Raw genomic sequence first — 25,786 nt, 5'->3', positions numbered from 1 at the left:
CCTGAAAGTCCCGCCATGAGTCTCCAGTGCGGCATCGTCGGCCTGCCCAACGTCGGCAAGTCCACCCTTTTCAACGCGCTGACCAAGGCAGGCATCGCGGCCGAGAACTATCCCTTTTGCACCATCGAGCCCAACGTCGGTGTGGTCGAGGTGCCCGACTCCCGACTCGCCCAGCTGGCCGAGATCGTGAAGCCGGAGCGCGTCGTGCCGGCCATCGTCGAGTTCGTCGACATCGCGGGCCTGGTGGCGGGCGCCAGCAAGGGCGAGGGCCTGGGTAACCAGTTCCTGGCCCACATCCGCGAAACCGACGCCATCGTCAACGTGGTGCGCTGCTTCGAAGACGACAACGTGGTTCATGTCGCGGGCAAGGTCGACCCCATCTCCGACATCGAGGTGATCCAGACCGAGCTGTGCCTGGCCGACCTGGCCACCGTCGAGAAGGCGCTGCAGCGCCACACCAAGACCGCGCGCTCGGGCGACAAGGAAGCCATCAAGCTGGTCGCGCTGCTCGAGAAATGCCAGGCCGCGCTCAACGACAACAAGCCGGTGCGCACGGTCGAGTTCAGCAAGGAAGACAAGCCGCTGATCAAGCAGTTTTCGCTGATCACTGCAAAGCCCGCGATGTTCGTCGGCAACGTGGCCGAAGATGGCTTCGAGAACAACCCCTTTCTCGATCGGCTGCGCGAATACGCTGCGGCGCAGGACGCGCCGGTGGTCGCCATCAGCGCCAAGATCGAATCCGAGCTGGCCGACATGGACGAGGAGGACAAGAAGATGTTCCTCGCCGAGATCGGCCAGGAGGAGCCGGGCCTCAACCGCTTGATCCGCGCCGCCTACAAGCTGCTGGGCCTGCAGACCTACTTCACGGCCGGCGTGAAGGAGGTGCGCGCCTGGACGATCCACGTCGGCGACACCGGCCCGCAGGCGGCCGGTGTGATTCATACCGACTTCGAGAAGGGCTACATCCGCGCCCAGACGATCTCCTTTGCCGACTACATCGCCTACAAGGGAGAGCAGGGCGCGAAGGACGCCGGCAAGATGCGCGCGGAGGGCAAGGAGTACGTCGTCAAGGATGGGGACGTGATGAACTTCCTCTTCAGCTCCTAGACGTGGCCCTCGTTCATCGCCGCGGGTGCTCCTTGCACCTTGCTCGAGTGAGCGCGGCTGCGCGTCAATTCGGCCAGATGTGGAGCAGCGCTACCGTCATCGTCACGTAGCGCGCGAACTTGCCGATGGCCATGTAGATGACGCAAGGCCAGAAGGAAAGCTTGAGCCAGCCAGCGACGGCACAAAGCGGATCACCCACGAGGGGCAACCAGGCCAACAGGCAGGCCTTGGGCCCGAGCCGCTCGAGCCAGTTCAGCACGCGCATGTGGTGCTTGGAGTGCGAGTACTTGTCTGCCACCTTGTGCGCGGCGTAGCCCATCCACCAGTCCACGATGCCGCCGAGGGTGTTGCCTGCCGTGGCCACGCCGATGGCTGCCCAGAACAATTCCGGGTTGAGCTTCAACAGCCCGAAGAGCGCCGGCTCGGAGCCGACCGGAAGCAGGGTGGCCGAGATGAACGCAGCAATGAAGAGCGTGCTGAGCCCGTATTGAGGCAGCGCCAAAAGCGCAAGAAGAGAGTCGAGCCAGGCTTGCATGTGCGCTGGAGTATAGAAAGGCGCGGCCTTATGCGGTTCGGGCGTATGGATCGAAGCGCTGCGCCGCTCGGAGAAAAGTGCAAATCGTTGCAGCGGCCAACGTGAGGCGCCGCTACAATCGTGCCTCATTTTTCAGCAGCATCCGCTGCTTGCCACTTCCTCGATGACCCTGCAGATCGGCCACATCGTGCTGGAGAACCGCCTGTTCGTCGCACCCATGGCGGGCGTGACCGACCGGCCTTTTCGCATGCTGTGCCGCGAGCTCGGTGCCGGCTATGCCGTGAGCGAGATGGTGACTTCGCGCAAGGAACTGTGGAATTCGCTCAAGACTTCGCGCCGCGCCAACCACGAGGGCGAGCCGGGCCCCATTGCGGTCCAGATCGCAGGCACCGATGCCGCCATGATGGCGGAGGCCGCGCAGTACAACATCGAGCGCGGCGCGCAGATCATCGACATCAACATGGGCTGCCCGGCCAAGAAGGTCTGCAACAAGTGGGCCGGCTCCGCATTGATGCGCGACGAGCCTCTGGCGCTCGAGATCGTCGAAGCGGTGGTTCGTGCTGCGGCGCCGCATTGCGTGCCAGTCACGCTCAAGATGCGCACGGGTTGGGATGAAGACCACCGCAACGCCGTCGCACTGGCTCGGCGCTTCGAAGACGCCGGCGTGTGCATGCTCACTGTGCATGGCCGCACGCGCGAGCAGGGCTACAAGGGCATGGCCGAGTACGACACCATCGCCGCGGTCAAATCGGCCGTGCGCGTGCCGGTCGTGGCCAACGGCGACATTGATTCGCCAGAAAAGGCGCGCGACGTGCTGGCGCTCACTGGCGCCGATGCGCTGATGGTCGGCCGTGCGGCCCAGGGGCGGCCCTGGATCTTCCGTGAGATTGCGCACTACCTCGCGACCGCCACGCATCTCGCTCCTCCGCTGGTGGCCGAAGTGCGCCGCCTGCTGCTCGACCACTTGCAGCAGCACTACGCGCTGTACGGCGACTACAGCGGCGTGCGTACTGCGCGCAAGCACATCGGCTGGTATGTGCGCGACCTTCCGGGCGGCGAGCGGTTCCGCAGCGAAATGAATGCCATCGAGGATTGCGAGGCGCAGTGGCGTGCGGTCGCCGACTTCTTCGATGTGCTGGCGACGCAGATGGACCGCATTCCGGCCGCCGGGGGCGGCAGCACGCGGGTGCTCGGCGATGAGCAGGCCGACGCGTGGGCATGAATGAACAAAGAAAAGAAGAGCAGAGGGCCATGAGCAAAAAGCACATTGAAGACTGCGTGCGAAGCAGCCTGGACAGCTACTTTCGCGATCTGCGGGGCACCGAGCCCGACGGCATGTACGACATGCTGGTACGCGTGGTCGAAAAACCCTTGCTCGACGTCGTAATGACACGGGCGGAGGGCAACCAGTCCAAAGCCGCTCAATGGCTGGGCCTGAACCGCAACACGCTGCGCAAGAAGCTGGTCGAACACAAACTCCTGAAATAGCCCACATGGCACTGACTGCACTGATCTCCGTCTCCGACAAGACCGGCATCCTCGAATTTGCACAAGCCCTGCATGCGATGGACATCCGGCTGCTGTCCACCGGTGGCACCGCCAAGCTGCTTGCCGATGCGGGGCTGCCCGTGACGGAGGTGGCCGAGCTCACCGGCTTTCCTGAAATGCTCGACGGCCGGGTAAAGACTCTGCACCCCAAGGTGCATGGTGGCCTGCTGGCGCGTCGCGATGTGCCCGCCCACATGGCGGCACTCGCGCAGCAAGGCATCGACACCATCGACCTCCTGGTGGTCAACCTCTACCCCTTCGAGGCCACGGTCGCCAAGCCCGGCTGCACGCTCGAGGACGCAATCGAGAACATCGACATCGGCGGGCCCGCCATGGTGCGCAGCGCCGCGAAGAACTGGAAGGACGTGGGCGTGCTGACGGACGCGTCGCAGTATTCGCAAGCGCTCGAGGAGCTGAAGGCCGATGGCCAGCTCAGCCAGAAGACGAAGTTCGCTTTCTCGGTCGCGGCCTTCAACCGCATCAGCCAGTACGACGGTGCGATCAGCGACTATCTTTCAGCCCTGCAGGAGGATGGCACGCGCGCGCTGTTCCCGGCACAAAGCAACGGCCGGTTCATCAAGCTGCAGGACCTGCGCTATGGCGAGAACCCCCATCAGCAGGCCGCCTTCTACCGCGACCTGTACCCGGCGCCCGGCTCGCTGGTCAGCGCGAAGCAGCTGCAGGGCAAGGAGCTCAGCTACAACAACATCGCGGACGCCGACGCCGCCTGGGAATGTGTGAAGAGCTTCGAAACGCCCGCGTGCGTGATCGTCAAGCATGCCAACCCGTGCGGCGTGGCGATCGGAAAAGATGCGCATGAGGCCTATGCCAAGGCTTTCAAGACCGACCCCACCTCTGCCTTCGGCGGCATCATCGCCTTCAACCGGCCGCTGGACCGTGCCGCTGCGGAAGCTGTCTCCAAGCAGTTCGTCGAGGTGCTGATGGCGCCCGGCTATGCACCCGAGGCGCTGGAGGTATTCAAGAGCAAGGTCAATGTCCGCATCCTCGAGATCGCGCTGCCGCCGGGCGGCAAGACGGCCTGGGGACAAGGCCGCAACCTGGTGGACGTCAAGCGCATCGGCTCGGGCCTGCTCATGCAGACGGCGGACAACCGCGAACTGTCCATCGGCGAGCTCAAGGTCGTGACGAAGAAGCAGCCGACTCCGCAGCAGTTGCAGGATCTTCTGTTCGCGTGGAAGGTCGCAAAGTACGTCAAGAGCAACGCGATCGTTTTCTGCGCCGACGGCATGACCATGGGCGTGGGCGCAGGCCAGATGAGCCGCCTCGACTCCGCACGCATCGCGAGCATCAAGGCGCAGCACGCAGGTCTGTCGCTGTCGGGCACGGCCGTGGCGAGCGATGCCTTCTTTCCGTTCCGCGACGGGCTGGACGTGGTGGTCGATGCCGGCGCTGACTGCGTGATCCAGCCCGGCGGTTCGATGCGCGATCAAGAGGTGATCGACGCCGCGGACGAGCGCGGGGTCGCGATGGTGTTCTCAGGCGTTCGGCATTTCCGGCACTGAACGAACTTCTCTCGAGCTTCCGGAGGTCGAGCTCGTGCGAACGGCTACAGGGTCTTGAAGATGTCGCGCGCCGCCTCGACGGTGGCTGCAAGATCCTCATCGCTGTGGGCCGCGCTTACAAAGCCGGCCTCGTAAAGCGCGGGTGCGATGTAAACGCCGCGTGCCAGGAGCCCATGAAAGAGCGTGTTGAACTTTGCGCTGTCGGTGGCCATCACCTCGGCGTAGTTCTGCGGCAGTCGCTCGAGCAGGAAGAAGCCGAACATCCCGCCTTCACTGTCGGCGCTGAAGGGGACACCTTCGGCCTGCGCGGCCGCCTTCAGTCCCTCGATCAGCGTGCAGGTCTTTCGTGACAGCGCATCGAAGAAGCCGGGGCGCGCCACCTCCTTCAGCGTGGCGAGGCCGCAGGCGGTGGCCACCGGGTTGCCAGAGAGGGTGCCCGCCTGGTAGACCGGCCCGAGCGGTGCCAGCTGCTCCATGATCGCGCGCGGACCGCCGAAGGCAGCAAGCGGCATGCCGCCCCCAATCACTTTTCCCAGCACGGTCAGGTCGGGTCGGACGCCGAGCGCGCCCTGGGCGCCGTGCAGGCCCACGCGGAAGCCGGTCATGACCTCGTCGAACACCAGCAGCGCGCCGTGCTGCGTGCAGAGCTCGCGGCAGCGCTGGGCGAATGCTGCACTCGCACGCACGAAGTTCATGTTGCCCGCGATGGCCTCGATCATCACGCCCGCGATCTCGCGGCCGTGCAGCGCGAAGGCCTCATCCAGTTGTGCGAGGTTGTTGTACTCGAGCACCAGGGTGTGCTGCACCACCTCGGGGGGGACGCCGGCCGAGGTCGGATTGCCGAAGGTCGCGAGGCCGGAGCCTGCCTTGACCAGCAGTGCGTCGGCATGGCCGTGGTAGCAGCCCTCGAACTTGATGATGTACTTGCGGCCGGTAGCGCCGCGTGCCAGGCGTAGCGCGCTCATCGCGGCCTCGGTGCCCGAACTCACGAGGCGCACCATCTCCATCGAAGGCACGAGCGCAAGGATGGCCTCGGCGAGCTCGATCTCGCGCTCCGTCGGCGCGCCGAAGGAAAAACCGTCGAGTACGGCGCGCTGCACCGCCTCGACCACAGCAGGATGACCGTGGCCGAGGATCATCGGTCCCCAGGAGCCGATGTAATCGATATAGCGCTGATCGGCCGCATCCCAGAAATAGGCGCCTTGGGCGCGCTTCACGAAGCGTGGCGTGCCGCCGACGGCCCGGAAGGCGCGTACCGGCGAATTCACGCCGCCGGGGATCACGGCGCGGGCGCGCTCGAAGAGAATGTTGTTGGGATCAATGTTTTGCATGGAGCGGCGGCGAGTTCCGAGGAAGGGCGCCCCGCCTCCCAGCCCGGCTAGTGTCGGGTGTCGGGTGGCGGCAGGGCGAGATCGATGGGTGAGAGAAGGTCGTCATTCTCCTCGTCCTCCTCGGACTGGGCCCAGAAGAGGCGGTCCGGCAGCACGTGGCCCATGCCGGGACGGAAACCCGCGTCCAGGCAGCGGTCCATGTAGCTCAGTGCCTCGGTAGCAGCGGCGGCCAGGTCGGTGCCGCTGGCGAGCAGTGCGGCCAGCGCTGCGGAGAGGGTGTCACCGGCGCCGGCGAAAACGGCGTCGAGCCGCTCGTACTTCTCGCTGGCGAGCACCGATTGCGGCGAGGCCAGGACGTTGTCGAAGTATTGGTCGGGCAGCACCATTCCTGTCACCAGCGTGTAGGGCACGCCCATTTCACCTGCGGCGCGTGCGATGTCCCGGGCGCTGGGCGGGCGCTCGCCGGCCCAGTCGGGCAGCAGCCAGCGCCAGAGCGTGCTGTGGTTGCCGACCAGCACGGTCGTCTGCGGCAGCACCAGTTCGCGAAAGGCGTCGAGGTATGCCTCGATCTGCGTGTCCTCCCACCAGGACAGGTTGGGCATGTAGGCGACCACGGGGACCTCGGGATAGTCGGTCGCAGTTTCAGCCACGGTGCTCAGGTTTTCGGGGGACCCGACGAAGCCCACCTTGATCAGCTGCACCTCAACGTCCTCGAGGATCGTGCGCGCCTGCTCGGCGACGGCCTCCTCGTCGAATGGAAAGTGATCGAAGATCTCGGAGGTATCGCGCGCATAGGCGCCCGTCACGACCGGCAACATGTGGGCGCCGACCGAGGCAATTGCGACGGCGTCGCACGCGAGGCCGCCGGCACCGCTCGGGTCGCTGGCGTTGAAGACCAGCACGCAAGGCAGAGTCGCTTCGTCCTCGGCGCTGATTTCGCCGCTGGCGGGGTCGGTAAGATCGCTCACTTTGTGGCCTTGCTCCATTGGTAATAAGTAAGTTGTCATGTGCAGCCGGGCCTACCAAATGGTGGCGTATCCGAGACGCTTATCACGTCATTTTTTGATACGTCTGGATACGATCGTTGCATTCTATGAACAGGGACTTTAAGCTGCGATGAACACGAAAACCTGGATGTGCCTGATTTGCGGGTGGATCTATGACGAATCTGTAGGGGTGCCCGAAGATGGTATTGCGCCCGGCACACCATGGGCAGATGTTCCGATGAATTGGACCTGTCCGGAATGCGGGGCTCGCAAGGAAGACTTCGAGATGGTTGAAATCTGAAGCATGGCATAGGGCCGTGCTTCTTGCGCCCCACGAGGGGCGTTTCGGTCTTAGAGTGTCACAAAGGAGCGGCGAGAATGAGCTCGAATGGATCCGGTTACAAGGTTCTCGTCATCGACGACAGCAACACCATCCGTCGCAGTGCCGAAATTTTTCTCAAGCAAGGTGGCCATGAAGTGCTGCTGGCGGAGGATGGTTTCGATGCGCTGTCGAAGGTGAACGACCACAAGCCGCACCTGATTTTCTGCGACATTCTCATGCCGCGCCTGGACGGCTACCAGACCTGCGCCATCATCAAGCGCAACGCCCACTTTTCCAGTGTGCCGGTCGTGATGCTGTCTTCCAAGGACGGAGTATTCGACAAGGCCCGCGGCCGCATGGTCGGCTCCCAGGACTACCTTACCAAACCCTTCACCAAAGACCAGCTGCTGCAGGCCGTGCAGCAGTTCGGCGTCGTTTCGCAGGAAGTGCAGTAATGGCAATTCGCAAAGTGCTCGTGGTCGACGACTCCAAGACGGAGTTGATCTTCCTGACCGATCTTCTCCAGAAGAATGGTTTCTCGGTAAAGACCGCCGAGAACGCAGAGGACGCCATGCGCCGCCTCGAGGAAGAGCAACCCGATCTGATCCTCATGGACATCGTGATGCCGGGCCAGAACGGTTTCCAGCTCACCCGTGCAATTGCTCGCAACCCGCAGTACGCGTCGGTGCCTATCATCATGTGCACCAGCAAGAACCAGGAAACCGACCGGCTCTGGGGCATGCGGCAGGGCGCTCGTGACTACATCGTCAAGCCGGTGAACGCGGCCGAACTGATTGCCAAGATCAGCGCGCTGGCCTGATCGCCAGGCTTTTTCCTCCTCTCTCGTACATGGCCAACCGCGACGCTCTCCGCGCTTTCCAGTCCCGGCTCGCCAGTCGCCTGCAGGCGGCGCGCACGTCCGGCGTATCCGCCTCCTGGCTCGCTGTCGAGGCGGGCGAGGCGAAGTACCTGTTTCCCCTCGGACATGCCGGCGAGATCTTTCCCTGGACCCCGCCGCAGGCGGTGCCGTACACACAGCCGTGGTTCCTGGGGGTTGCCAACCTGCGCGGCGGCTTGTACGGCATCGTCCAACTGTCCACCTTCGCTTCCGGCGATGCCGGCGTCCAGGGCGACGGGGCACGTGCCCAGTCTCGCTTGGTGGCGCTCAACGAAATGCTGGAAGTCAACTGCGCACTCCTGATCGACCGGCTGGTGGGCCTGCGCGGCGTTGAAGCCTTCACAACCTCGCAGCCGCCGGACGGCGACGCCCCTGCTTGGCTCGGCCATGCCTACACCGACGCTGCCGGTGAGCGCTGGCAGGAAATCAACCTGCAGGCGCTGTCGCAGCAACCGCAGTTTTTGAGTATCGGCGCCTGAGCGCAGCGCCTTGCACCGACCACTTACCTGAAGGACCGACCGTGAGCTCGATCGCCGACAAGTTCAAGAAATTTCTGCCTGTGGGAGGCGACAACGTCGCCGGGCGTGTCGACAGCGGGTCGACGTTGTCGATGGACGGCAGCGACACCTTGCAGCCGGCCGAGGAAAAGACGGTGTTGATCCGGCGCGATTCGACGCCGGAGGCGAAACCGGATACCGTGGTTCTCGCCATGGATGCCGCCAACGACCAGTCCCCGGTTGCTGCAATCGACAACGACCCTGTGCTGGCGGAAAGCCCGGGCGCTGCGCCCTCTGCGCCGGCTGCCGGCGGGGGCTCGTTGCGCTCCAATCCCGCCCGGCAGCAGCGGGTTCTCGCGATTGTGCTTGCCGCGGTGGTGCTCCTGCTGCTCCTGGTTGCCGGCTCCGCCATCCTGCGCGCCGAACGACTCGCGCAGCAGGTGGCCGCCACCGGACAAGCGCTGATGCAGTCGCAACGCCTGGCCAAGTCGGTATCGCAGGCGCTGGTGGGCAACGTACCGGCCTTCACGGAGGTGAAGGAGAGCTCCGACGACCTGACGCGCCGCGTGCAGGGTTTGGCCAACGGCGACGATGCGCTGAAGCTGGAGCGCGTAGGCTCCCAGTATGAAGCCGAGCTCGCCAAGATCACGCCGCTTGTCGAGCGTGCCGATAAGAGCGCCAAGGCCGTGCTGGCCCAGCAGAAGATCCTGACCCAGGTCGGCACCGCGCTGCGCGACATCAACCGCCAGTCCTCTGACCTGCTCGAGATGACCGAGACCGTGGCCTCGCTGAAGATGCAGCAGAACGCGACGCTCCCCGAAATTTCGGCTGCAGGCCAGCTCGTGATGCTGACTCAGCGCATCGGCAAGTCGGCCAACGAATTTCTGACGGTCGAGGGGGTGAGCCCCGATGCCGTGTTCCTGCTGGGCAAGGACCTGAACACTTTCCAGGAGGTCACTCGCGGCCTGCTCGAAGGCAATGCCCAGCAGCGCCTGCCGGGCACGCGCGACGCGCAAACGCGCCAGCAGCTCGAGACGATCCTGAAGACCTATGAGCAGACGCGGACGCAAGCTGGTGCCATCCTCGGGAACCTGCAGGGCCTGGTAGCCGCACGTGAGGCGCAGGCCGCGATCCTGGCCGACAGCGAGCCTCTGCGCACGTCACTGGGCGACCTGCAAGACAAGCTTTCAGCCCGCACCGGCCTTGGCGCCGGCACAGTGGTGATGCTCTTCGTCCTGTCGCTGGCTGCCCTGGCACTCGCTGGTGCAATCGGTTTCGTGCAGGTGCGCGAGGGCCGCGAGCGGGCATTGGCCGCCGAACGCGAGCGCATCGCCGCCGAGCGCGCGAGCGAGGATGCCGGTCGCGTCAACGCCGCCAACCAAGCCGCCATTCTGCGGCTCATGAATGAACTGCAGACGGTCGCGGAGGGTGATCTGACCCAGGAGGCGACCGTGACCGAGGACATCACTGGCGCCATCGCCGACTCGGTGAACTACACGGTCGAGGAACTGCGATTGCTCGTGGGCAACGTGCAGAACACGGCCACTCGCGTCGCGCAGACCACCTCACAGGTGGAAAGCACCTCGACCGAGCTGCTCGCGGCCTCCACAGAGCAGCTGCGCGAGATCCGCGAGACCGGCCAGTCGGTGCTGACCATGGCGGAGCGCATCAATGGCGTTTCTTCCCAGGCGCAAGAATCGGCCACGGTCGCGCGCCAGTCCCTGGAGGCCGCATCGTCCGGCCTGCAGGCCGTGCAGAATGCAATCGGCGGCATGAATTCGATCCGCGACCAGATCCAGGAAACCTCCAAGCGGATCAAGCGCCTTGGCGAATCGTCCCAGGAGATCGGCGAAATCACGGAGCTCATCTCGGACATTACCGAGCAGACCAACGTGCTGGCCCTGAACGCCGCGATCCAGGCGGCATCCGCCGGCGAAGCGGGCCGCGGCTTCTCGGTCGTGGCGGAAGAAGTGCAGCGGCTGGCGGAGCGCTCTGCCGACGCCACGCGCCAGATCTCGGCGCTGGTGAAGGCCATTCAGACGGACACGCAGGATGCGGTCGGCGCCATGGAGCGCTCCACGCAAGGCGTGGTCGAAGGGGCCAAGCTTTCGGATAACGCGGGTACTGCGCTGTCCGAGATCGACCGCGTGTCGCGGCGGCTGGCGGAGCTGATCGAGCAGATCTCACAATCCGCATCGCGCGAAGCCGATTCGGCCAACGTGGTTGCTGCGAACATCCAGCACATCTTCGCTGTGACCGAACAGACCGGCGAAGGCACGCGCACCACTGCCCAGCAGGTGCGCGAGCTTTCGCACATGGCCGAGGAACTGCGCCAATCCGTGGCCCGCTTCAAGATTGCCTGAACCCCGAGCATCCAACGTGTCGATCCAAAGCCCCGCCACCGCCCCGAAAGCCGGTCCCGCGCCGGCCCATGAAGATCTCGGGCCGCTGGCCTGGGTGCTCGGAGAGATCCAGAAGTCGCTGGACAACGCAAGCAAGACGCTGAAGCGCTTTGCGCGGGAGGGCGGCGGCAGCGCAGAAGCCGACCTCGCACCGTTGCGCTTGGCCAGGCAGCAGTTGCATCAGGCGGTCGGCGCCCTGCAGATGGTGGGGCACCCCGCTCCTGCGCTGGTGCTGGGAGCGATGGAATTCGCCGTACAAAGCTTCATTTCCGAGCCGGCTCGCTGCACCGAGACCGCGGCCCAGAAGATCGACCGCGCCGGGTTCGCTGTCTCCGACTTCCTCAACGCGCAGCTTGGGGGCAAGACCGTGTCCTCGGTCGCGCTATTCCCGCAGTACCGGGATGTGCTCGAGCTGGTGGGCAACGAGCGCGTCCATCCAGCCGACCTCTGGGACATGAATTGGCGCTGGGCCGAGATCAAGCCGTCGCCCACCCAGACTGCGATGGTGTACGACCCTGCGGTGCGCACAAAGCTCGACCGTGAAGTGCTCAAGATCGTCAAGAACGGCGACGACCAGGCAGCGCGGCGGCTGCAAGCCCTGTGCCTGAGCCTCGGCCGCGGCGCTTCGTTGCCCCGGGTGGCCAGCTTCTGGACGCTGGCGGCAGGCTTCTTCGAGGCGCTGGCGCTGGCGTTGATTCCCGCCGACGTTCACGTCAAGCGCGCCGCCTCCCGAGTTCTGCTCCAGTACGCCACCTTGGCGCGCGGCGACAACACGGTTTCCGACCGCCTTGGCCAGGATCTGCTGTTCTTCTGCTCCCAGGCCGTTCCGGGTGCAGACGACGAGGCAGCCACGCTGCGCGCGGTGCGCGTTGCCTGGGGCGTGGCCAACGAGCAGAAGGTCGACTACACGATCGAGCAATTTGGCCGTTTTGAACCACAGGTGCTGATGCAGGCGCGCAAGCGCATCGAGACCGCGAAGGAAATGTGGTCGGCGCTCTCTGGCGGCGATGTCTCGCGCACGCGCCAGGTCGCCGAGACCTTCGCGCAGCTCGGTGAGTCGCTGCAAAAATTGCATCCGCCCAGCCTGCCGATGGTGCAGGCGTTGAACAATGCGGTGGAAGCCTCGACGCGCTCGGGCCGGCCGCCGGCCACCGAACTGGCGATGGAGGTCGCGACCTCGGTGCTGTACCTCGAAGCCGCTTTCGAGGACCTGGATCCCCATGATCGCCAGCTCACCGCGCGTACCGTCCAGTTGGCCGGGCGCATCGAGCGCGCGCGTGAAGGCGGCCGCTCGGAGCCGCTCGAGCCGTGGATGGAAGAGCTGTACCGCCGCGTGAGCGATCGCCAGACCATGGGAACCGTGGTCGGCGAGCTGCGCAGCCATTTGAGCGAGCTCGAGAAGTCGCTCGACCAGTTCTTCCGCCGCCCGACCGAGAAGGGCCTTCTGCGCACGGTGCCGACGCAGCTGCTGCAGATGAAGGGCGTGTTCTCGGTGCTCGGACTCGACCAGGCGGCCCAGACCGTGCAGCGCATGCGCGAGAACGTCGATCGCCTGTTGGCCGTGGAGGCATCCGCCCGCGACGCCGCCGACTTCGACCCGCTCGGCAACAACCTGGGCGCGCTCGGCTTCCTGATCGACATGCTGAGCTACCAGCCAGCCTTGGCAAAGCGTCTGTTCGTGTTCGACGCCGAAGCCGGTGAGCTCAAGCCCCTGATGGGCCGCCAGGCTGCCGAGGCAGGCGCGCCCGCGGCGGGGGCGCCGGTCTCCTTCGCCTCGGCCTCCGGGCCGGTTTCGGTCACCGACACCGTGCTCAGTGTCGAAGAGGTCGATGCCCAGATCGCGGCCAAGCTCGCCGCGTTGGCAACGCCGGCGCGAAAGCCCCCGCCCCCGATCGAGGAAGTCAGTCGCCCGAGCGCGAGCTGGACTGCCAAGATCACGGGTCCGGCGCCCCTGGAAGGCCTGCCCGATACCGAGGTGCGGGAGCTGGAGGAGGACGATCTCCAGAACATCTTCCTCGATGAGGCCCGCGAAGTGCTGCACAACGGCCTCGCCGCCGTCTCGGCGCTCGGTTCGCGGCCGGACGACAACGGCGAGCTGACGGTACTGCGCCGTGCCTTCCACACGCTCAAAGGCAGCTCGCGCATGGTCGGGCTGATGGACTTTGGCGAGGCCGCCTGGTCGTTCGAGCAGGTGCTCAATACCTGGCTGGCCGACCAACGCCCCGCCACGCCCGAGTTGCTTGCTGGAACACGCCGTGCACTGACCGATTTTGCAAAATGGGTCGAGGCCATCGCCGCTAACGAGCCGCATGGCTGGCAATCCGCACCATTTCGCAGTATCGCGGAGTCTTTGCGCAACGGCGAGCCGATCGCGCCGCATGCGCCCGTGGCCGACGCCGACACACTGGTCGCCGCGGCGCGTCACATCGCAGCCGAGGAGATCTTGGCCGACGTCAAGGCGGTGCCCGAGGCGGAGCCCGATTCGGCAGCGCAGCCCGAGCCCCTGCCTTTCCCCGAGCTGCCCGATCTGGAGTTGGGCCCGCTGACTTTCGATGCACCCGCAGAAGCGCCACGTGCGGCCGAATCCGAGTCTGCGAGGGCCGAAGTGCAGGCCCATTCCGCCGCTGCCGACGACGATTTCGCCTCGACCGATTTCCTCGACTTCGACGATCGCTCGACCTCGCCGCCCGACGAGCCGCAGTTGCCGGCCGAGCTGGAGGAGATTGACTTCCTCGAGACCGCGCAAGCGAGCTTCGAGCCTTCGCTTTCCGCGCCAGCGGCCGACCCCGCCGTCGCGCTTGAGGCCGACCCGCTTCCGATGCCGCTGTTGAAGGAAGCCTCGGTCGAGGAGGAGTCCCGGCACGAATCCTTGCCCGACCTCTCGCTGGAATTGCGCCTGGACTCGGCCTCCGAAGAGGCATTCGCCGAGCCGCATATCGAGGCGGAGCCCGAACCCCTGGCAGAGCCACCCGTCTCCGCCCCCGCACTGCCTGAAGCCGCGCCCGCCGAGGTGTTGCCGGCAGCCGGCGGCGACGATCAGGTCAAGGTGATCGGCCCGCTGCGCATCGGCATTGCGCTCTACAACGTCTATCTGGTCGAGGCCGACGAGTGGTCGCGGCAGCTGGCCCATGAAGTCGGCGAGTGGGCACTCGAATCGCACCGGCAGGTGCCGGAATCCGCGATCAACCTGGCGCATTCGCTGGCGGGCAGTTCCTCGACCGTCGGTTTCCAGGGCCTCTCGGACATGGCGCGTTCCTTCGAGGCCGCGCTGCAGCACCTGTACATGCAGGGGCGCGGCGGCACGACGGCGCAAGGCGCGGTGCTGGTGGCGGCGGCGGAGGAACTTCGGCGCCTGCTGCACCAGTTCGCCGCAGGTTTCCTCAAGGAGCCTGCCGTGGCAACGCTGCGCGCACTGCGCGAGGTTGCGGAGTCGCCGATGCCTCTCGAGACCGGCGAGACGGCGGCGGTTGCCGCCGCGGTGTTGCGTCCTGGCGGCGCCGATGTCGCACTCGACGAGGGCGAGGATGCGATCGACGTGGCCGATGCGGTCGACGTCGACCTGTTTCCGATCTTCGAGGAGGAGGCGGCCGAGCTGCTGCCGCAGTTGGGTAGCGCATTGCGCGAATGGTCACTGCATCTGGGCGACCCGGCGCCGCGCGCCGCGACGTTGCGCACGCTGCACACGCTCAAGGGCAGTGCCAGGCTGGCCGGCGCGATGCGCCTTGGCGAGCGCGCGCACCGCATGGAGTCCGAGATCGAGGCCATCGGTTCCGAGGGGGCCGACCGCGGCGCCGTCGAGCAACTGCTGGCGCGCTTCGACACGCTGCAAGCCACCTTCGATGCCTTGCGCGCCGCCGACGATGCGATGCAGAGCGAGCTCTCGAAGCGGGCCGTCGCCGTGGCGCCCTCCGCCGAGGCAAGTCCGGAAGCGGCGGAGACGGACGCTGCTGCCGAGGTCATCTCCGCTTCGGACGGCCAGACCGACGAACAAGCGCCGCGTTCCGCAGTGGCGCTGCCTTCTCCCTCGGCCCTGACGCCGCTGCGCCCGCTGTCAAGCCAGGCGGTACGCATTCGCACCCACCTGCTCGACCGCCTGGTGGCGCAAGCCGGCGAGGTCATCATTACCCGGTCACGCCTGGAGGCGGAGCTTGGCCAACTGCGCAGTTCTCTCGGCGACCTGACCGGCAACCTCGACCGTCTGCGCCAGCAGTTGCGCGACATCGAGGTCCAGGCCGAGAGCCAGATGCAGTCGCGCCTGGCGCAGGCCAAGGATTCGCAGCAGGGCTTCGATCCGCTCGAGTTCGATCGCTTCACGCGCGTGCAGGAGCTCACGCGCATGATGGCCGAGTCGGTCAATGACGTGGCGACCGTTCAGCGCACATTGCAAAAGACGGTGCAGGCCACGGAAGACGACCTCAGCGCCCAGGCACGCCAGACTCGCGAGCTGCAGCGCGGGCTGCTGCGCACGCGCATGGTGGAATTCGAAGGCATTTCCGAACGCCTCTATCGCGTGGTGCGGCAAGCCTCCAAGGACACCGGCAAGCAGGTGCGACTGGATATCGTCGGCGGCAGCATCGAGATGGACCGTGGCGTGCTGGACCGCATGACGCCCGCCTTCGAGCATCTGCTGCGCAACTGTGTCGCGCACGGCATCGAGGACGCGGCGGCGCGCGAGCAGGCCGGCAAGGAGCCCAGTGGGCTGATCGCCATCGAACTGCACCACGAGGGCAACGACGTTTCGGTGAGCTTCCGAGACGACGGTGCGGGGCTCAACCACCGTCGCATCGTCGAGCGCGCTCGCGCGCTGGGCCTGATCGCCGCGGACCACCAGCCGAGCGAGGCAGAGGCCGCAGAGCTGATCTTCACCCCCGGCTTCTCGACCGCCGAGCAGGTGTCCGAGCTGGCTGGGCGCGGGATCGGCATGGATGTCGTGCGCGCGCAGGTCGCAGCGCTCGGCGGCCGCGTCGAGATCCAGAGCAAACCGGGCGAAGGTACGCAGTTCAAGTTGGTGCTGCCCTTGACGACCGCTGTGACGCACGTGGTCATGCTTCGTGCCGGCTCCACGTCGATCGGCGTGCCATCGAACCTGGTGGAACTGGTGCAGCGCGCCGGTGCCTCCGAGCTCGAGACCGCCTACCTGGAGCAGCGCTATTCCTTCGGCGGCGAACAAGTGCCCTTTTTCTGGGCCGGCGCTCTGTTGCAGTCCTCCGCGCGCAGCGAGCGCGGGACAGGCAAGGCCAACACCATCGTCATCGTGCGAAGCGCGGCCCAGCGGGTCGCCCTGCATGTGGACGAAGTGCTGGGCAACCAGGAAGTGGTGGTCAAGAACCTCGGTCCGCAGCTCTCCCGGTTGCCAGGCATGGCCGGCATCTCGGTGCTGGCGTCGGGAGCGGTCGCGCTGATCTACAACCCTGTTGCGTTGGCTGCGGTGCATGGCGAGCAGGCGCGGCATTTCCAGGCAAGCGGCGCGTCGGCCGCTGCGTCGGCGCGCGGCGCGGACACCTTACCGGCCCCGACGGCGCCGCTGCAGATTCCGCTGGTGCTGGTGGTCGACGACTCGATCACCGTGCGGCGCGTCACGCAGCGCCTGTTGCAACGCGAGGGCTATCGCGTGTCGCTGGCGGCGGACGGCCTGCAGGCGCTCGAGCGTTTGCAGCAGGAGCGACCTGCCGTGGTGCTGTCGGACATCGAGATGCCGCGCATGGATGGCTTCGACCTCGCGCGCAACATACGCGCCGACGCCTCGCTGGCCGGCCTGCCGATCATCATGATCACCTCTCGCATCGCGGAAAAGCACCACGACCATGCGCGCGCGCTGGGCGTCAATCACTACCTCGGCAAGCCCTACGCGGAAGACGAGTTGCTGCGGCTGGTGCGGCACTACACCAGCGCCGAGGTGCCGGAGGCCATGGCGGCCTGACAGGCCCTGGCGGCGCGCATCGGAATCCCTTTGCGCTTCGCACTGCGGTGCGAGCGCCTTCGAACTGCCGGGCGGCGCTTCAGGCGTCGCCCTTTCCTCCACCCTTCGCCTCACGAACGACCGCATAGCGCTGAAGCGTGCGTGCGCGCGCCTCCGCGTGCTCGATGATCGGCAGGGGATAGTTGTCCCCCAGTCGCACCCCGGCGGCTTCCAGCTCCAGCGGCGCGGTGGTCCACGGTGCGTGAATGCTCGTGCCTGAGAGGTTCTCGAGCTGCGGCAAATAGCGGCGGATGAACTTTCCTTCCGGATCAAAGCGCTCGCTCTGTGTGACGGGATTGAAAATCCTGAAATAGGGCTGGGCGTCGCAGCCGCTGGAACTGGCCCATTGCCAGTTGCCGTTGTTGGACGCCAACTCGAAGTCGTTGAGCTGCAACGCGAAGTAACGCTCGCCGCGGCGCCAATCGAGGCCCAGGTTCTTGCAGAGGAAGCTGGCGACAACCATGCGCAGGCGGTTGTGCATGTAGCCGCTTTGATTGATCTGCGCCATTGCGGCGTCGATCAACGGGTAGCCCGTACGTCCCCGGCACCATGCCTTGAAGAGCATGTCCGCGTGCTTGCCGTGGTGCCACTGGATGCGGTCGTATTCCGGCCTGAAGCTCTTGCCTTCGCCGACTCGGGGGTGATGCGTGAGCACCTGAAAGAAGAAATCGCGCCAGATCAGCTCTCCGAGCCAGGTCGACGCCCCGGCATCGCCTTGCAGCGAAAGCTGGTGCGCCACGCCTGCGAGCTGGCGAACTGAAACGGTACCGAAGCGCAGGTGCACGCCCAGGTAGCTGGGGCCGCGCACGGCCGGATAGTCGCGCGTCTGGTGGTATCGGTCGATGCGCTCGAAGAAGTCCTCGAAGAGCGCCGCGCCGCCTTGGCTGCCGGTCGGGATCTCCAGCTGGGAGAGGTTGCTTTTCTCGAAACCGATGTCGGCCAGCGTCGGGACCGGGGAGTCGAAGTCCGACGCCGGCCGCACCAGCGCATCGGCGTGGCTGCGCACTGGGTAGGCCTTGAGGTAGAAGGCGTCCACCTTGGCCAGCCAGGCGCGCTTGTAGGGGGTGAAGACGGTGTAGGGGCGGCCGGTCTTCGTCAGGAGCTCGTCCCTGTCGAAGACGGCTTGGTCCTTGTAGCTGTGGAAGCTGATCCCGGCATTGGCCAGCGCGCCCAGAACCTTGGCGTCCCGTGCCAGCGCTGCGGGCTCGTCGTCGCGGTTCGCGAACACCGCCTGCACCTCCAGGGTGTGCGCGAGCGCTGCGATCTCTTCTTCCGCGGTCGCATGGCGCACGATGAGCCCGCCGCCGAGCACGTGCAGCTCGGCCTGCAGTTCGACCAGCGACTCTCGAATGAATTCCACGCGCCGATCCTCGCGTGGCAGCGAATCGAGGATCGCCCGATCGAAGACGAAGACGCAGAGCAGCTGCCGGCAGGCGCGCAGCGCGTGGTACAGGGCCGCGTTGTCGTCGACACGCAGGTCGCGGCGAAACCACATGAGGCCCTTCGCGTAGGTCTTGTCGACGGCCGGTAAAATCGGTGGCATGGCCCTTGATTCTGCCCCGATGAACCTCACGCATCATTTCCTGATTGCGATGCCCGGTCTGACGGACAAGGCCTTCACCCGAAGCGTGGTGTACCTGTGCGAGCACAGTGAACGTGGCGCGCTCGGCCTCGTGATCAACAAGCCCAGCGACATCAATCTCGGCGTGCTGTTCGAGAAGATCGAGCTGCGCCTGGCGCGCCCCGAACTCGGGAGCGCGCCAGTGTTTCAGGGCGGCCCGGTCCAGACGGAACGCGGCTTCGTGCTGCATGAGGCCGTGTTCGCAGAAGGCGAAAAACCCAACGAATCGGTTTACGCCTCGACCATGACCATCCCGGGGGGCCTGGAAATGACCACCTCCAAGGATGTGCTCGAAGCCTTGGCCACCGGTGCCGGCCCCCGCAAGGTGCTGGTTTCGCTGGGTTATGCCGCCTGGGGCGAGGGCCAACTGGAATCAGAGCTCGCAGAGAACAGCTGGCTGACCGTGGGCGCCGACCCTGCCGTGATCTTCGATACACCGGTCGAGGAGCGTTACGACAAGGCCTTGTCGCTGCTGGGCCTGCAGGCCTGGACTTTGTCGCCCGAAGCGGGGCATGCATGAGGGTTGAGGCAATGCCCGACAGCGCCGCCCCTCCTGCTTCCGTTCCCAGTCATTTTCAAAGCTTCCTGGCCTTCGACTTCGGGCAAAAACGCACTGGCGTCGCGAGCGGCAACCGGCTGCTGCGCAGCGCCACGCCGCACACCACGATCAAGGCCGAGGGCGATGCCCGCTTCGCGCAAGTCGAGGCCCGTATCCGGGAGTGGCAGCCGGATGCCCTCGTGGTCGGAGTGCCTTACTACCCCGATGGCGCGCCACACGACAACACCCGTGCCGCCCAGCGCTTCGCTCGCCAGCTCAGGGGGCGCTTTGGCCTCCCGGTCTACGAAGTCGACGAGCGATACAGCACGACCGAGGCTCTCGCCGCGGGTGCTCGCGATGCGGATGCGGCCTCGGCCTGCATCATCCTTGAGCAGTTTTTGAGGAACCTCCCGTGAACACGATTCCGAGCAACGAAGGGCCGCGCCGAGGGGCGAGCGCCTCCCCGGCGGGCGGCAAGGACGCGCCAGTGCCGAGCGCGGGAGCCCTGAATGCCGAGGCGCTCTATCTCGAGCTGCTGCGCGGCGTGAAACCCCTGATGCGCGCCGACACGCGCCTGGTCGGCGTTACCTCCGGCGGTGCCTGGCTGGTCGAGCGGCTGCACAAGGACCTGGGCCTGCCCGGCGCGCCCGGCATCATCTCCTCGGCCATGCACCGGGACGACTTCGCGCGCCGCGGCATGGCCGCCAGCGCCCAGACCGCGCTGCCTTTCGACGTGGACGGCGCCGACGTGCTCCTGCTCGACGACGTGCTTTACACCGGCCGCACCATTCGTGCCGTGCTCAACGAGCTGTTCGACTTCGGCCGGCCGGGCTGCGTGCGGTTGGCGGTGCTGGTTGATCGCGGCGGTCGCGAGCTGCCTGTGGCAGCGGACTTCGCGGCGGCGCGTGTCGAACTGCCGGCAGCGCAGTTGCTCGCGCTCGCGCGCGGCGACAACGGCGTCTTCAGCTTCCAGGTGGAGCACGCCTGATGCTTTACAAACGCAACCCCCAACTCAACAAGAATGGCGAGCTGATCCACCTGCTGTCCATCGAGGGCTTGCCCAAGCCCATCCTCACCCAGATTCTCGACACCGCCGCCAATTTCACCAGCGTGAGCGACCGCGAAGTCAAGAAGGTGCCGCTCCTGCGCGGCAAGAGTGTGTTCAATCTCTTCTTCGAGAATTCCACGCGGACCCGCACCACCTTTGAGATCGCGGCCAAGCGGCTGTCGGCCGACGTGATCAACCTCGACATCGCGCGCTCCTCCGCGAGCAAGGGCGAGTCGCTGCTCGACACCATCGCCAACCTGAGCGCGATGGCAGCCGACCTGTTCGTGGTGCGGCACAGCGAATCGGGTGCGCCTTACCTGATCGCACAGCACGTGGCCCCCCACGTTCGCGTGGTGAATGCCGGCGATGGCCGCCACGCGCACCCGACCCAGGGCCTGCTCGACATGTACACGATTCGCCACTACAAGAAGGATTTCGCCAATCTCACCGTGGCCATCGTGGGCGACGTGCTGCACTCGCGTGTGGCGCGCTCCGACATCCACGCGCTCACGACTCTGGGCTGCGCGGAAGTGCGAGTGGTCGGTCCCAAGACCCTGGTGCCGGGCGACATGGCGCAAATGGGTGTGCGCGTGTGCCACACGCTCGAAGAAGGCATCAAGGATTGCGACGTCATCATCATGCTGCGGCTGCAGAACGAGCGCATGAGCGGAGCGCTGTTGCCTTCTTCGCAGGAATTCTTCAAGACCTACGGCCTGACGCCCGAGAAGCTGCAGTTCGCCAAGCCCGACGCGATCGTGATGCATCCGGGGCCCATCAACCGGGGGGTCGAGATCGACTCGGCGGTGGTCGATGGGCAGCAGAGCGTCATCCTGCCGCAGGTCACTTTCGGTATTGCCGTGCGCATGGCCGTGATGAGCATCGTGGCAGGTAACGAAGCATGAAAATCCTGATCACCAACGGACGCGTTATCGATCCGGCCACCGCGCTCGACAAGCAGGCCGATGTGGCCATCGCCGAAGGCAAGCTGCTCGCAATCGGCGATACACCGGCTGACTTCAACCCCGACCGCACCCTCGATGCGCAAGGCTGCCTGGTCGTGCCCGGCCTCGTCGATCTGGCCGCGCGTCTGCGCGAGCCGGGCTACGAGCATGAACGCATGCTGGAAAGCGAAATGGCTGCGGCCGTGGCGGGTGGCGTGACCAGCCTGGTCTGTCCGCCGGACACCGATCCCGTGCTCGACGAGCCGGGCCTGGTCGAGATGCTCAAGTTCCGTGCGGAGAAGATGCGCAGTGCGCGGTTGTTCCCGCTCGGCGCGCTGACACGTGGCCTCAAAGGCGAGGTCCTGACCGAGATGGCCGAGCTCACCGAGGCCGGGTGCATCGGCTTCAGCCAGGCCGATGTCCCGTTGAACAACACGCAGGTCCTGCAGCGCGCGCTGCTGTACGCCAGCACCTTCGGCTACACCGTGTGGCTGCGACCTCAGGACCGCGACCTGGGGCAAGGCGTTGCCGCCAGCGGGCCACTCGCCACGCGGCTGGGCCTGTCGGGCGTGCCGGTGGCAGCGGAGACCATCGCTCTATTCACCATCATCGAACTGATGCGTTCCACCGGCGCGAAAGTGCACGTGTGCCGCTTGTCCAGCGCGGCTGGCGTGGCGCTGGTGCGCGCGGCCAAGACCGAGGGGCTGCCGCTCAGTTGCGACATCAGCATCAATTCACTGCATCTGGCCGACACGGACATCGGCTATTTCGACAGCCGTGCCCGTCTCAATCCGCCGCTGCGTCAGCAGCGCGACCGCGAGGCGCTCTCGGCCGCGCTGGCCGACGGGACCATCGACGCGCTGGTCTCGGACCACACGCCGGTCGAGGCCGACGCCAAGACCTTGCCTTTTGCCGAGAGCGAGCCCGGCGCGACCGGGCTCGAGCTGCTGCTGCCGCTGGCGATGCAGTGGGGCGAGCAGAGCGGCGCGGGGCTGCGGCGCGCGATCGAGGTTGTGAGCGCTGCGCCCGCGCGGCTGATCGGAGCCGGGGAAGCGGGGCGCTTGGCGCCTGGCGGGGTGGCTGATCTCTGCGTCGTCGATCCCGAGCTCGAATGGCAAGTGCTGCCGGGCGCGCTGCGCAGCCAAGGCAAACATACGCCCTTCGGCGGTTACGCCCTGCGCGGCAAGCCGCGCCATACGTTGGTCGACGGGCGGCTCGTGCACGGTTGAGCTCGATCGCCGTCCGATGCGATCCTTGTCCGCCTTCGTCAAGCTCATGCGTGCGCTGGCTCACGCGCATGCCGGGTGGTGGACCATCCGCGCCGAGTTCCCCAGGCTCTCCCACGCCGAGAGGGAGCAGAGGGTGCAGGCCTGGGCGGCGCGGATGCTCGCGATCATGGGCGTCCGTCTGGTGGTGCAAGGCACGCCGCCTCAAAAGGGGCCTCTCCTGGTGGTCAGCAACCATGTGTCGTGGCTTGACATCCTCACCATTCATGCGGCACGCCACGTGCGCTTCGTCTCCAAGGCGAACGTGCAGCACTGGCCCTTGATCGGCACCTTGGCCAATGGTGCCGGCACCCTCTATATCGAGCGTGAGCGCCGGCGCGACGCACTGCGTGTGGTGCACAGCATGACCGAGGCGCTCAGCAGGGGGGATGTGATTGCGGTCTTTCCCGAGGGGACCACCGGCGACGGCAACACTGTGCTGCCGTTCCATGCCAACCTGCTCCAGGCCGCCATCTCCGCGGGCGCGCCGGTGCAGCCGATGGCTCTGCGCTTCGCCGACGCCGCCACTGGGGAGACCAGCATGGCACCGCGCTACATCGGGGACGACAACCTCGCCGCCTCGCTATGGAAGGTGTTGAAGTCGCCGCCGCTCCTCTCCATCGTGCGATTCGGAGAGCCCCAGGCCTCCTGGGGCCGGGACCGCCGGGGATGGGCGCTGTCCCTGCACGCGGACGTACAGGCCTTGCGGCGGGAAACGCACTGAAGGCGGCCCAAAAAAACAGCGCCCCGAAGGGCGCTGTGCAACGGCGCCATGGGCGCCGGGGAGGAGGAAACTGTCGAACCGTCTACGGACGATGCCTGCGGAACACCAAACACCTTTGACCTTCGCTGGCAGTGCATGCAGCTTAGACGCGGCTCCTGCTACTTTCCTGCCAGAGAAGACAATGCGCCCGCGTGGGTCCTGGCCTACACGATGAGCCAGGGGAACGAAGCCGACTGATGGAGCAGGCACCTCGGCACGTGAATCATTCCCGGCTCTTGCGCCGCGTCTGCCTGCGAATCTCACCAATTGTTGCTTTGCACTTCGTGCTCGAGAAGCCCTCGGCATCATTCGCGCCTCATCAACGAATGGACGAGCTCATGAACACGCTTCTTCTGTTGATTGCCATCAACTTTCTCATCGTGCCTTTTTTGCAGGAAGCCGAGGCCCAAGGCCGACGGCTTCAGCGCTTCCCCGGCCTCCCATGGATCCTTCGCCTTGCGCATGTGCGCAGGTCGCATTGGTTCCGGCCCTTCTGCATGCTGGCCTTCTTCTTTCTGGCCGTTGTTGCAGCGGTGCAAGCCCAGTCGGGACACGTAGACGTTCCTACCCTGCTGGTTCACTTCATCATCATGCAGGTGGTGCTGTGGTCGGTGGTGGCCCTGAGCGTGCGCAGGCACGCCAAGGTCCGCTCTGCGCCCCGGAGCGTAGCAGGCGACCAGGGCCAAGCCCCTCTCATTGCGCCGCTTTGAAGCCAGTACACGGACGAGGCTGCCGTTGTACCGCACGCTGCTTCTGCTGTGGTTCGTCCTGCTGAGCGGTTGCCAGTTTCGCGGCGAGTCGCGACCACTTTCAGCGGAAGTCCCGCCACCGCCGACCTTGGTCGACGCGCCCGCGCATTGCATAGCGGCGCGCGCCCGCTTCGGGCTGGGCCGTCTCATCACCGCTGCGCTGCTCGACGAAATGCGCATGCGCACCGGAGCCCACCGAGCGCGCCTGGTGGTGGAGACCGACCCTGACACTCCTTTTGACGCCTCACGACTGCTCGTGGACATCGAGCCGAAAGGCCGGGTGGTGGGCATGCGCTGCGGCTGATGACTGGGCCTTTGCTGTCGACCCGATAGCAACTCAGGCGTGAATGACGGGCCGCGGCAGCAGGCCCAAAAAATGGTCAAGCATCTGGAAGTGATCGTCCAACAGCTGATCCTCCAGGCCCGGCAGTGCGGCAATCGGGATCCACTCCGCCGCGGCTGCGTCGTCGTCCGCGCGCACGTCGGGCAGCGGCTGCCGGTCGCCCAGGTCGAAGAAGTGGCCGTGGGTGATCGTGCGGCCGCGCTGGCTGCGATCAGGACGATCGAATACCTCTATGCGAACGAGACACGCGAGCAATTCAGTGGGCGGCAGCGCCAGGTGCGTCTCCTCTTCGAGCTCGCGAAGCGCAGATTGCAAGGTCGTCTCGCGCAACTCCAGGAAGCCGCCCGGCACGGCGTGGAGCCCCTTGCCCGGTGAATGGCCGCGACGAATCAGCAGCACGTGCCCGCCGCATTTGACGACGCAGTCCACAGTGACCAGCACCACCGGGTAGGGGGCCACCGACCATGCTGCGTCGTGCTGACGCAGCAGTTCCCATTCCTGCGCCAGCGCCGCATGCAGCGGTGTCGTCATCCAGCGGCGCAGGAATGCAAGCGTGCTGGCGGGCACCGCGCGTGCCAGCACCTCGGGTGCCTCCTTCGCACCGCTGAAAATTGCATCCTGCACGGCGGCTGCGCCAGCGTTGTGGATGCGTTCCACGGTCTGCAGCGTCCAGCCCTCAAAGCCGTGCAGATAGTCGCGCGTGGCGTCTTTCCTGTGGCCGATCAGCAGCGTCGAGCCGGCCGCTGCAGGCGCCGTGCCCTCCGGGGGGAGCGCTGCATCGATCGCCAGGCGCGCCTCGGCGAACCAGCGCTCCTCGTCGACATGGTCGCGCATCGGCACGAAGAGCACGCGCGCGCGGTCAGCTTCTGCCAGCGCCATGCGGATCATTTCCGCGCGTTCCTGCCACGTAAAGGGGTTCTTTGGCGAGCGCGCCTGGAAGGCCGACCCAATCACCACCACCACGTGGGGCGCGGCGTCCATGGCTTTTCGCAGCAGGGCATAGTGCGCGTTGTGGAAGGGTTGGAAGCGGCCGATGAGGACGGCGCGCTGGTGTGTGGCGGAAGGTCGTGCGGTCATGGGAGTCAGCGGCGAGGCGGTGCGAAGGATCGCTGAGCAGTGGTCGTTGAGGTTATCCGCCCTTGGGTGCCACGGCGGTGGCGGAGCCGGCGGCAAGAGCAGGATCTTGAGCGAACGCTGGTGCTGGAGCAGGCGGGGGCGGCGGGAAGGACGGAGAGTTCGTGGTGTCCGTACCTGCAGCGGGCCCACGAGTCCAGCCGCGGTCTGGCAGCGCAGAACCCTGGAAAATCAGCAACTTACTGGTGCCCTCGACAGGAATCGAACCTGTATCTGAGTCTTAGGAGGACCCCGTTCTATCCATTGAACTACGAGGACTGAGCGGCGGCGACTTTA

General features: G+C 66.0%; 23 protein-coding genes and 1 tRNA gene. 18 read left to right on the top strand and 6 right to left on the bottom strand.

Going from position 1 to position 25,786, the window contains the following annotated elements:
- Positions 1–15 precede the first annotated feature (15 nt).
- Positions 16–1,107, top strand: a complete 1,092-nt coding sequence (gene ychF / locus E5CHR_RS26495; protein ID WP_162582672.1) for a redox-regulated ATPase YchF — start codon at positions 16–18, stop codon at positions 1,105–1,107.
- Between the two features lie 64 nt (positions 1,108–1,171).
- Here ychF and E5CHR_RS26490 read toward each other — a convergent pair whose 3' ends face one another.
- Entirely contained in the window at positions 1,172–1,642 is a 471-nt protein-coding gene (locus E5CHR_RS26490; RefSeq protein ID WP_162582670.1) for a YqaA family protein, read from the bottom strand.
- A gap of 163 nt (positions 1,643–1,805) precedes the next feature.
- On the opposite strand from E5CHR_RS26490, the gene dusB reads away from it, so the two are divergent.
- Genes dusB through purH form a run of 3 tightly spaced genes read left to right on the top strand, consistent with a single transcriptional unit; the run spans position 1,806 to position 4,713 of the window.
- A complete protein-coding gene (gene dusB, locus E5CHR_RS26485) occupies positions 1,806–2,864 on the top strand; it encodes a tRNA dihydrouridine synthase DusB (RefSeq protein ID WP_162582668.1) in 1,059 nt (352 codons plus the stop codon).
- A gap of 29 nt (positions 2,865–2,893) precedes the next feature.
- The gene (locus E5CHR_RS26480) at positions 2,894–3,130 is read left to right on the top strand and encodes a Fis family transcriptional regulator (protein ID WP_068683508.1); all 237 of its coding nucleotides are present in this window, start codon (positions 2,894–2,896) and stop codon (positions 3,128–3,130) included.
- A gap of 5 nt (positions 3,131–3,135) precedes the next feature.
- A complete protein-coding gene (gene purH, locus E5CHR_RS26475) occupies positions 3,136–4,713 on the top strand; it encodes a bifunctional phosphoribosylaminoimidazolecarboxamide formyltransferase/IMP cyclohydrolase (RefSeq protein WP_162582666.1) in 1,578 nt (525 codons plus the stop codon).
- A gap of 44 nt (positions 4,714–4,757) precedes the next feature.
- Here the strand turns inward: purH and hemL are convergent, their stop codons facing one another.
- Both hemL and thiD read right to left on the bottom strand, forming a co-directional pair.
- Positions 4,758–6,044, bottom strand: coding sequence for a glutamate-1-semialdehyde 2,1-aminomutase (hemL, locus tag E5CHR_RS26470; protein ID WP_162582664.1), 1,287 nt, complete (start codon positions 6,042–6,044; stop codon positions 4,758–4,760).
- Positions 6,045–6,091: 47 nt separating this feature from the next.
- A complete protein-coding gene (thiD, locus tag E5CHR_RS26465) occupies positions 6,092–7,051 on the bottom strand; it encodes a bifunctional hydroxymethylpyrimidine kinase/phosphomethylpyrimidine kinase (protein WP_162582662.1) in 960 nt (319 codons plus the stop codon).
- Between the two features lie 109 nt (positions 7,052–7,160).
- Here thiD and E5CHR_RS26460 point away from each other — a divergent pair, with 109 nt between their 5' ends.
- The 6 genes from E5CHR_RS26460 (at position 7,161) to E5CHR_RS26435 (ending at position 17,069) form a co-directional block, all read left to right on the top strand.
- A complete protein-coding gene (locus tag E5CHR_RS26460) occupies positions 7,161–7,331 on the top strand; it encodes a rubredoxin (RefSeq protein WP_162582660.1) in 171 nt (56 codons plus the stop codon).
- A gap of 77 nt (positions 7,332–7,408) precedes the next feature.
- Entirely contained in the window at positions 7,409–7,807 is a 399-nt protein-coding gene (locus E5CHR_RS26455) for a response regulator (RefSeq protein ID WP_068683500.1), read from the top strand.
- Positions 7,807–8,172: a response regulator gene (locus tag E5CHR_RS26450; RefSeq protein ID WP_068683498.1), complete on the top strand. Its 366-nt coding sequence runs from the start codon at positions 7,807–7,809 to the stop codon at positions 8,170–8,172. The genes E5CHR_RS26455 and E5CHR_RS26450 overlap by 1 nt, the downstream gene beginning before the upstream one ends.
- A 29-nt stretch (positions 8,173–8,201) precedes the next feature.
- Positions 8,202–8,729, top strand: coding sequence for a chemotaxis protein CheW (locus E5CHR_RS26445; RefSeq protein WP_162582658.1), 528 nt, complete (start codon positions 8,202–8,204; stop codon positions 8,727–8,729).
- 41 nt (positions 8,730–8,770) lie between these two features.
- Positions 8,771–11,110, top strand: coding sequence for a methyl-accepting chemotaxis protein (locus E5CHR_RS26440; protein WP_162582656.1), 2,340 nt, complete (start codon positions 8,771–8,773; stop codon positions 11,108–11,110).
- Between the two features lie 16 nt (positions 11,111–11,126).
- On the top strand, positions 11,127–17,069 hold the full coding sequence (locus tag E5CHR_RS26435) for a hybrid sensor histidine kinase/response regulator (RefSeq protein ID WP_162582654.1): 5,943 nt from the start codon (positions 11,127–11,129) through the stop codon (positions 17,067–17,069).
- A 79-nt stretch (positions 17,070–17,148) separates the two neighbouring features.
- On the opposite strand, the gene E5CHR_RS26430 is transcribed toward E5CHR_RS26435, so the two are convergent.
- A complete protein-coding gene (locus E5CHR_RS26430; RefSeq protein ID WP_162582652.1) occupies positions 17,149–18,651 on the bottom strand; it encodes a cryptochrome/photolyase family protein in 1,503 nt (500 codons plus the stop codon).
- On the opposite strand from E5CHR_RS26430, the gene E5CHR_RS26425 reads away from it, so the two are divergent.
- The 8 genes from E5CHR_RS26425 (at position 18,650) to E5CHR_RS26390 (ending at position 24,337) form a co-directional block, all read left to right on the top strand.
- On the top strand, positions 18,650–19,249 hold the full coding sequence (locus tag E5CHR_RS26425; protein ID WP_162582650.1) for a YqgE/AlgH family protein: 600 nt from the start codon (positions 18,650–18,652) through the stop codon (positions 19,247–19,249). The genes E5CHR_RS26430 and E5CHR_RS26425 overlap by 2 nt on opposite strands.
- An 11-nt stretch (positions 19,250–19,260) precedes the next feature.
- Positions 19,261–19,683 carry a Holliday junction resolvase RuvX gene (gene ruvX / locus E5CHR_RS26420; RefSeq protein WP_162582648.1) on the top strand — a complete coding sequence of 141 codons (423 nt, stop codon included), beginning with the start codon at positions 19,261–19,263 and terminating at the stop codon, positions 19,681–19,683.
- Positions 19,684–19,754: 71 nt separating this feature from the next.
- Complete coding sequence (gene pyrR / locus E5CHR_RS26415; protein WP_162583915.1) at positions 19,755–20,255, top strand: bifunctional pyr operon transcriptional regulator/uracil phosphoribosyltransferase PyrR; 501 nt, start codon at positions 19,755–19,757, stop codon at positions 20,253–20,255.
- On the top strand, positions 20,255–21,217 hold the full coding sequence (locus E5CHR_RS26410; RefSeq protein ID WP_162582646.1) for an aspartate carbamoyltransferase catalytic subunit: 963 nt from the start codon (positions 20,255–20,257) through the stop codon (positions 21,215–21,217). Before pyrR ends, E5CHR_RS26410 begins: the two co-directional genes overlap by 1 nt.
- Positions 21,214–22,485 carry a dihydroorotase gene (locus E5CHR_RS26405; protein WP_162582644.1) on the top strand — a complete coding sequence of 424 codons (1,272 nt, stop codon included), beginning with the start codon at positions 21,214–21,216 and terminating at the stop codon, positions 22,483–22,485. Before E5CHR_RS26410 ends, E5CHR_RS26405 begins: the two co-directional genes overlap by 4 nt.
- 16 nt (positions 22,486–22,501) lie before the next feature.
- Positions 22,502–23,245: a lysophospholipid acyltransferase family protein gene (locus E5CHR_RS26400; RefSeq protein ID WP_162582641.1), complete on the top strand. Its 744-nt coding sequence runs from the start codon at positions 22,502–22,504 to the stop codon at positions 23,243–23,245.
- Positions 23,246–23,481: 236 nt separating this feature from the next.
- The gene (locus E5CHR_RS26395) at positions 23,482–23,994 is read left to right on the top strand and encodes a hypothetical protein (RefSeq protein ID WP_162582639.1); all 513 of its coding nucleotides are present in this window, start codon (positions 23,482–23,484) and stop codon (positions 23,992–23,994) included.
- Positions 23,995–24,019: 25 nt separating this feature from the next.
- Positions 24,020–24,337, top strand: a complete 318-nt coding sequence (locus E5CHR_RS26390) for a hypothetical protein (protein ID WP_232062199.1) — start codon at positions 24,020–24,022, stop codon at positions 24,335–24,337.
- Between the two features lie 33 nt (positions 24,338–24,370).
- On the opposite strand, the gene E5CHR_RS26385 is transcribed toward E5CHR_RS26390, so the two are convergent.
- Positions 24,371–25,642 carry an NUDIX domain-containing protein gene (locus E5CHR_RS26385; protein WP_332061332.1) on the bottom strand — a complete coding sequence of 424 codons (1,272 nt, stop codon included), beginning with the start codon at positions 25,640–25,642 and terminating at the stop codon, positions 24,371–24,373.
- A gap of 51 nt (positions 25,643–25,693) precedes the next feature.
- Positions 25,694–25,768, bottom strand: a tRNA-Arg gene (locus tag E5CHR_RS26380).
- Between the last annotated feature and the right edge of the window lie 18 nt (positions 25,769–25,786).

This window comes from Variovorax sp. PBS-H4 (assembly GCF_901827205.1).
In the GTDB taxonomy this organism is placed as follows: domain Bacteria; phylum Pseudomonadota; class Gammaproteobacteria; order Burkholderiales; family Burkholderiaceae_C; genus Variovorax.
This window is presented reverse-complemented; position numbering and strand designations above follow the sequence as displayed.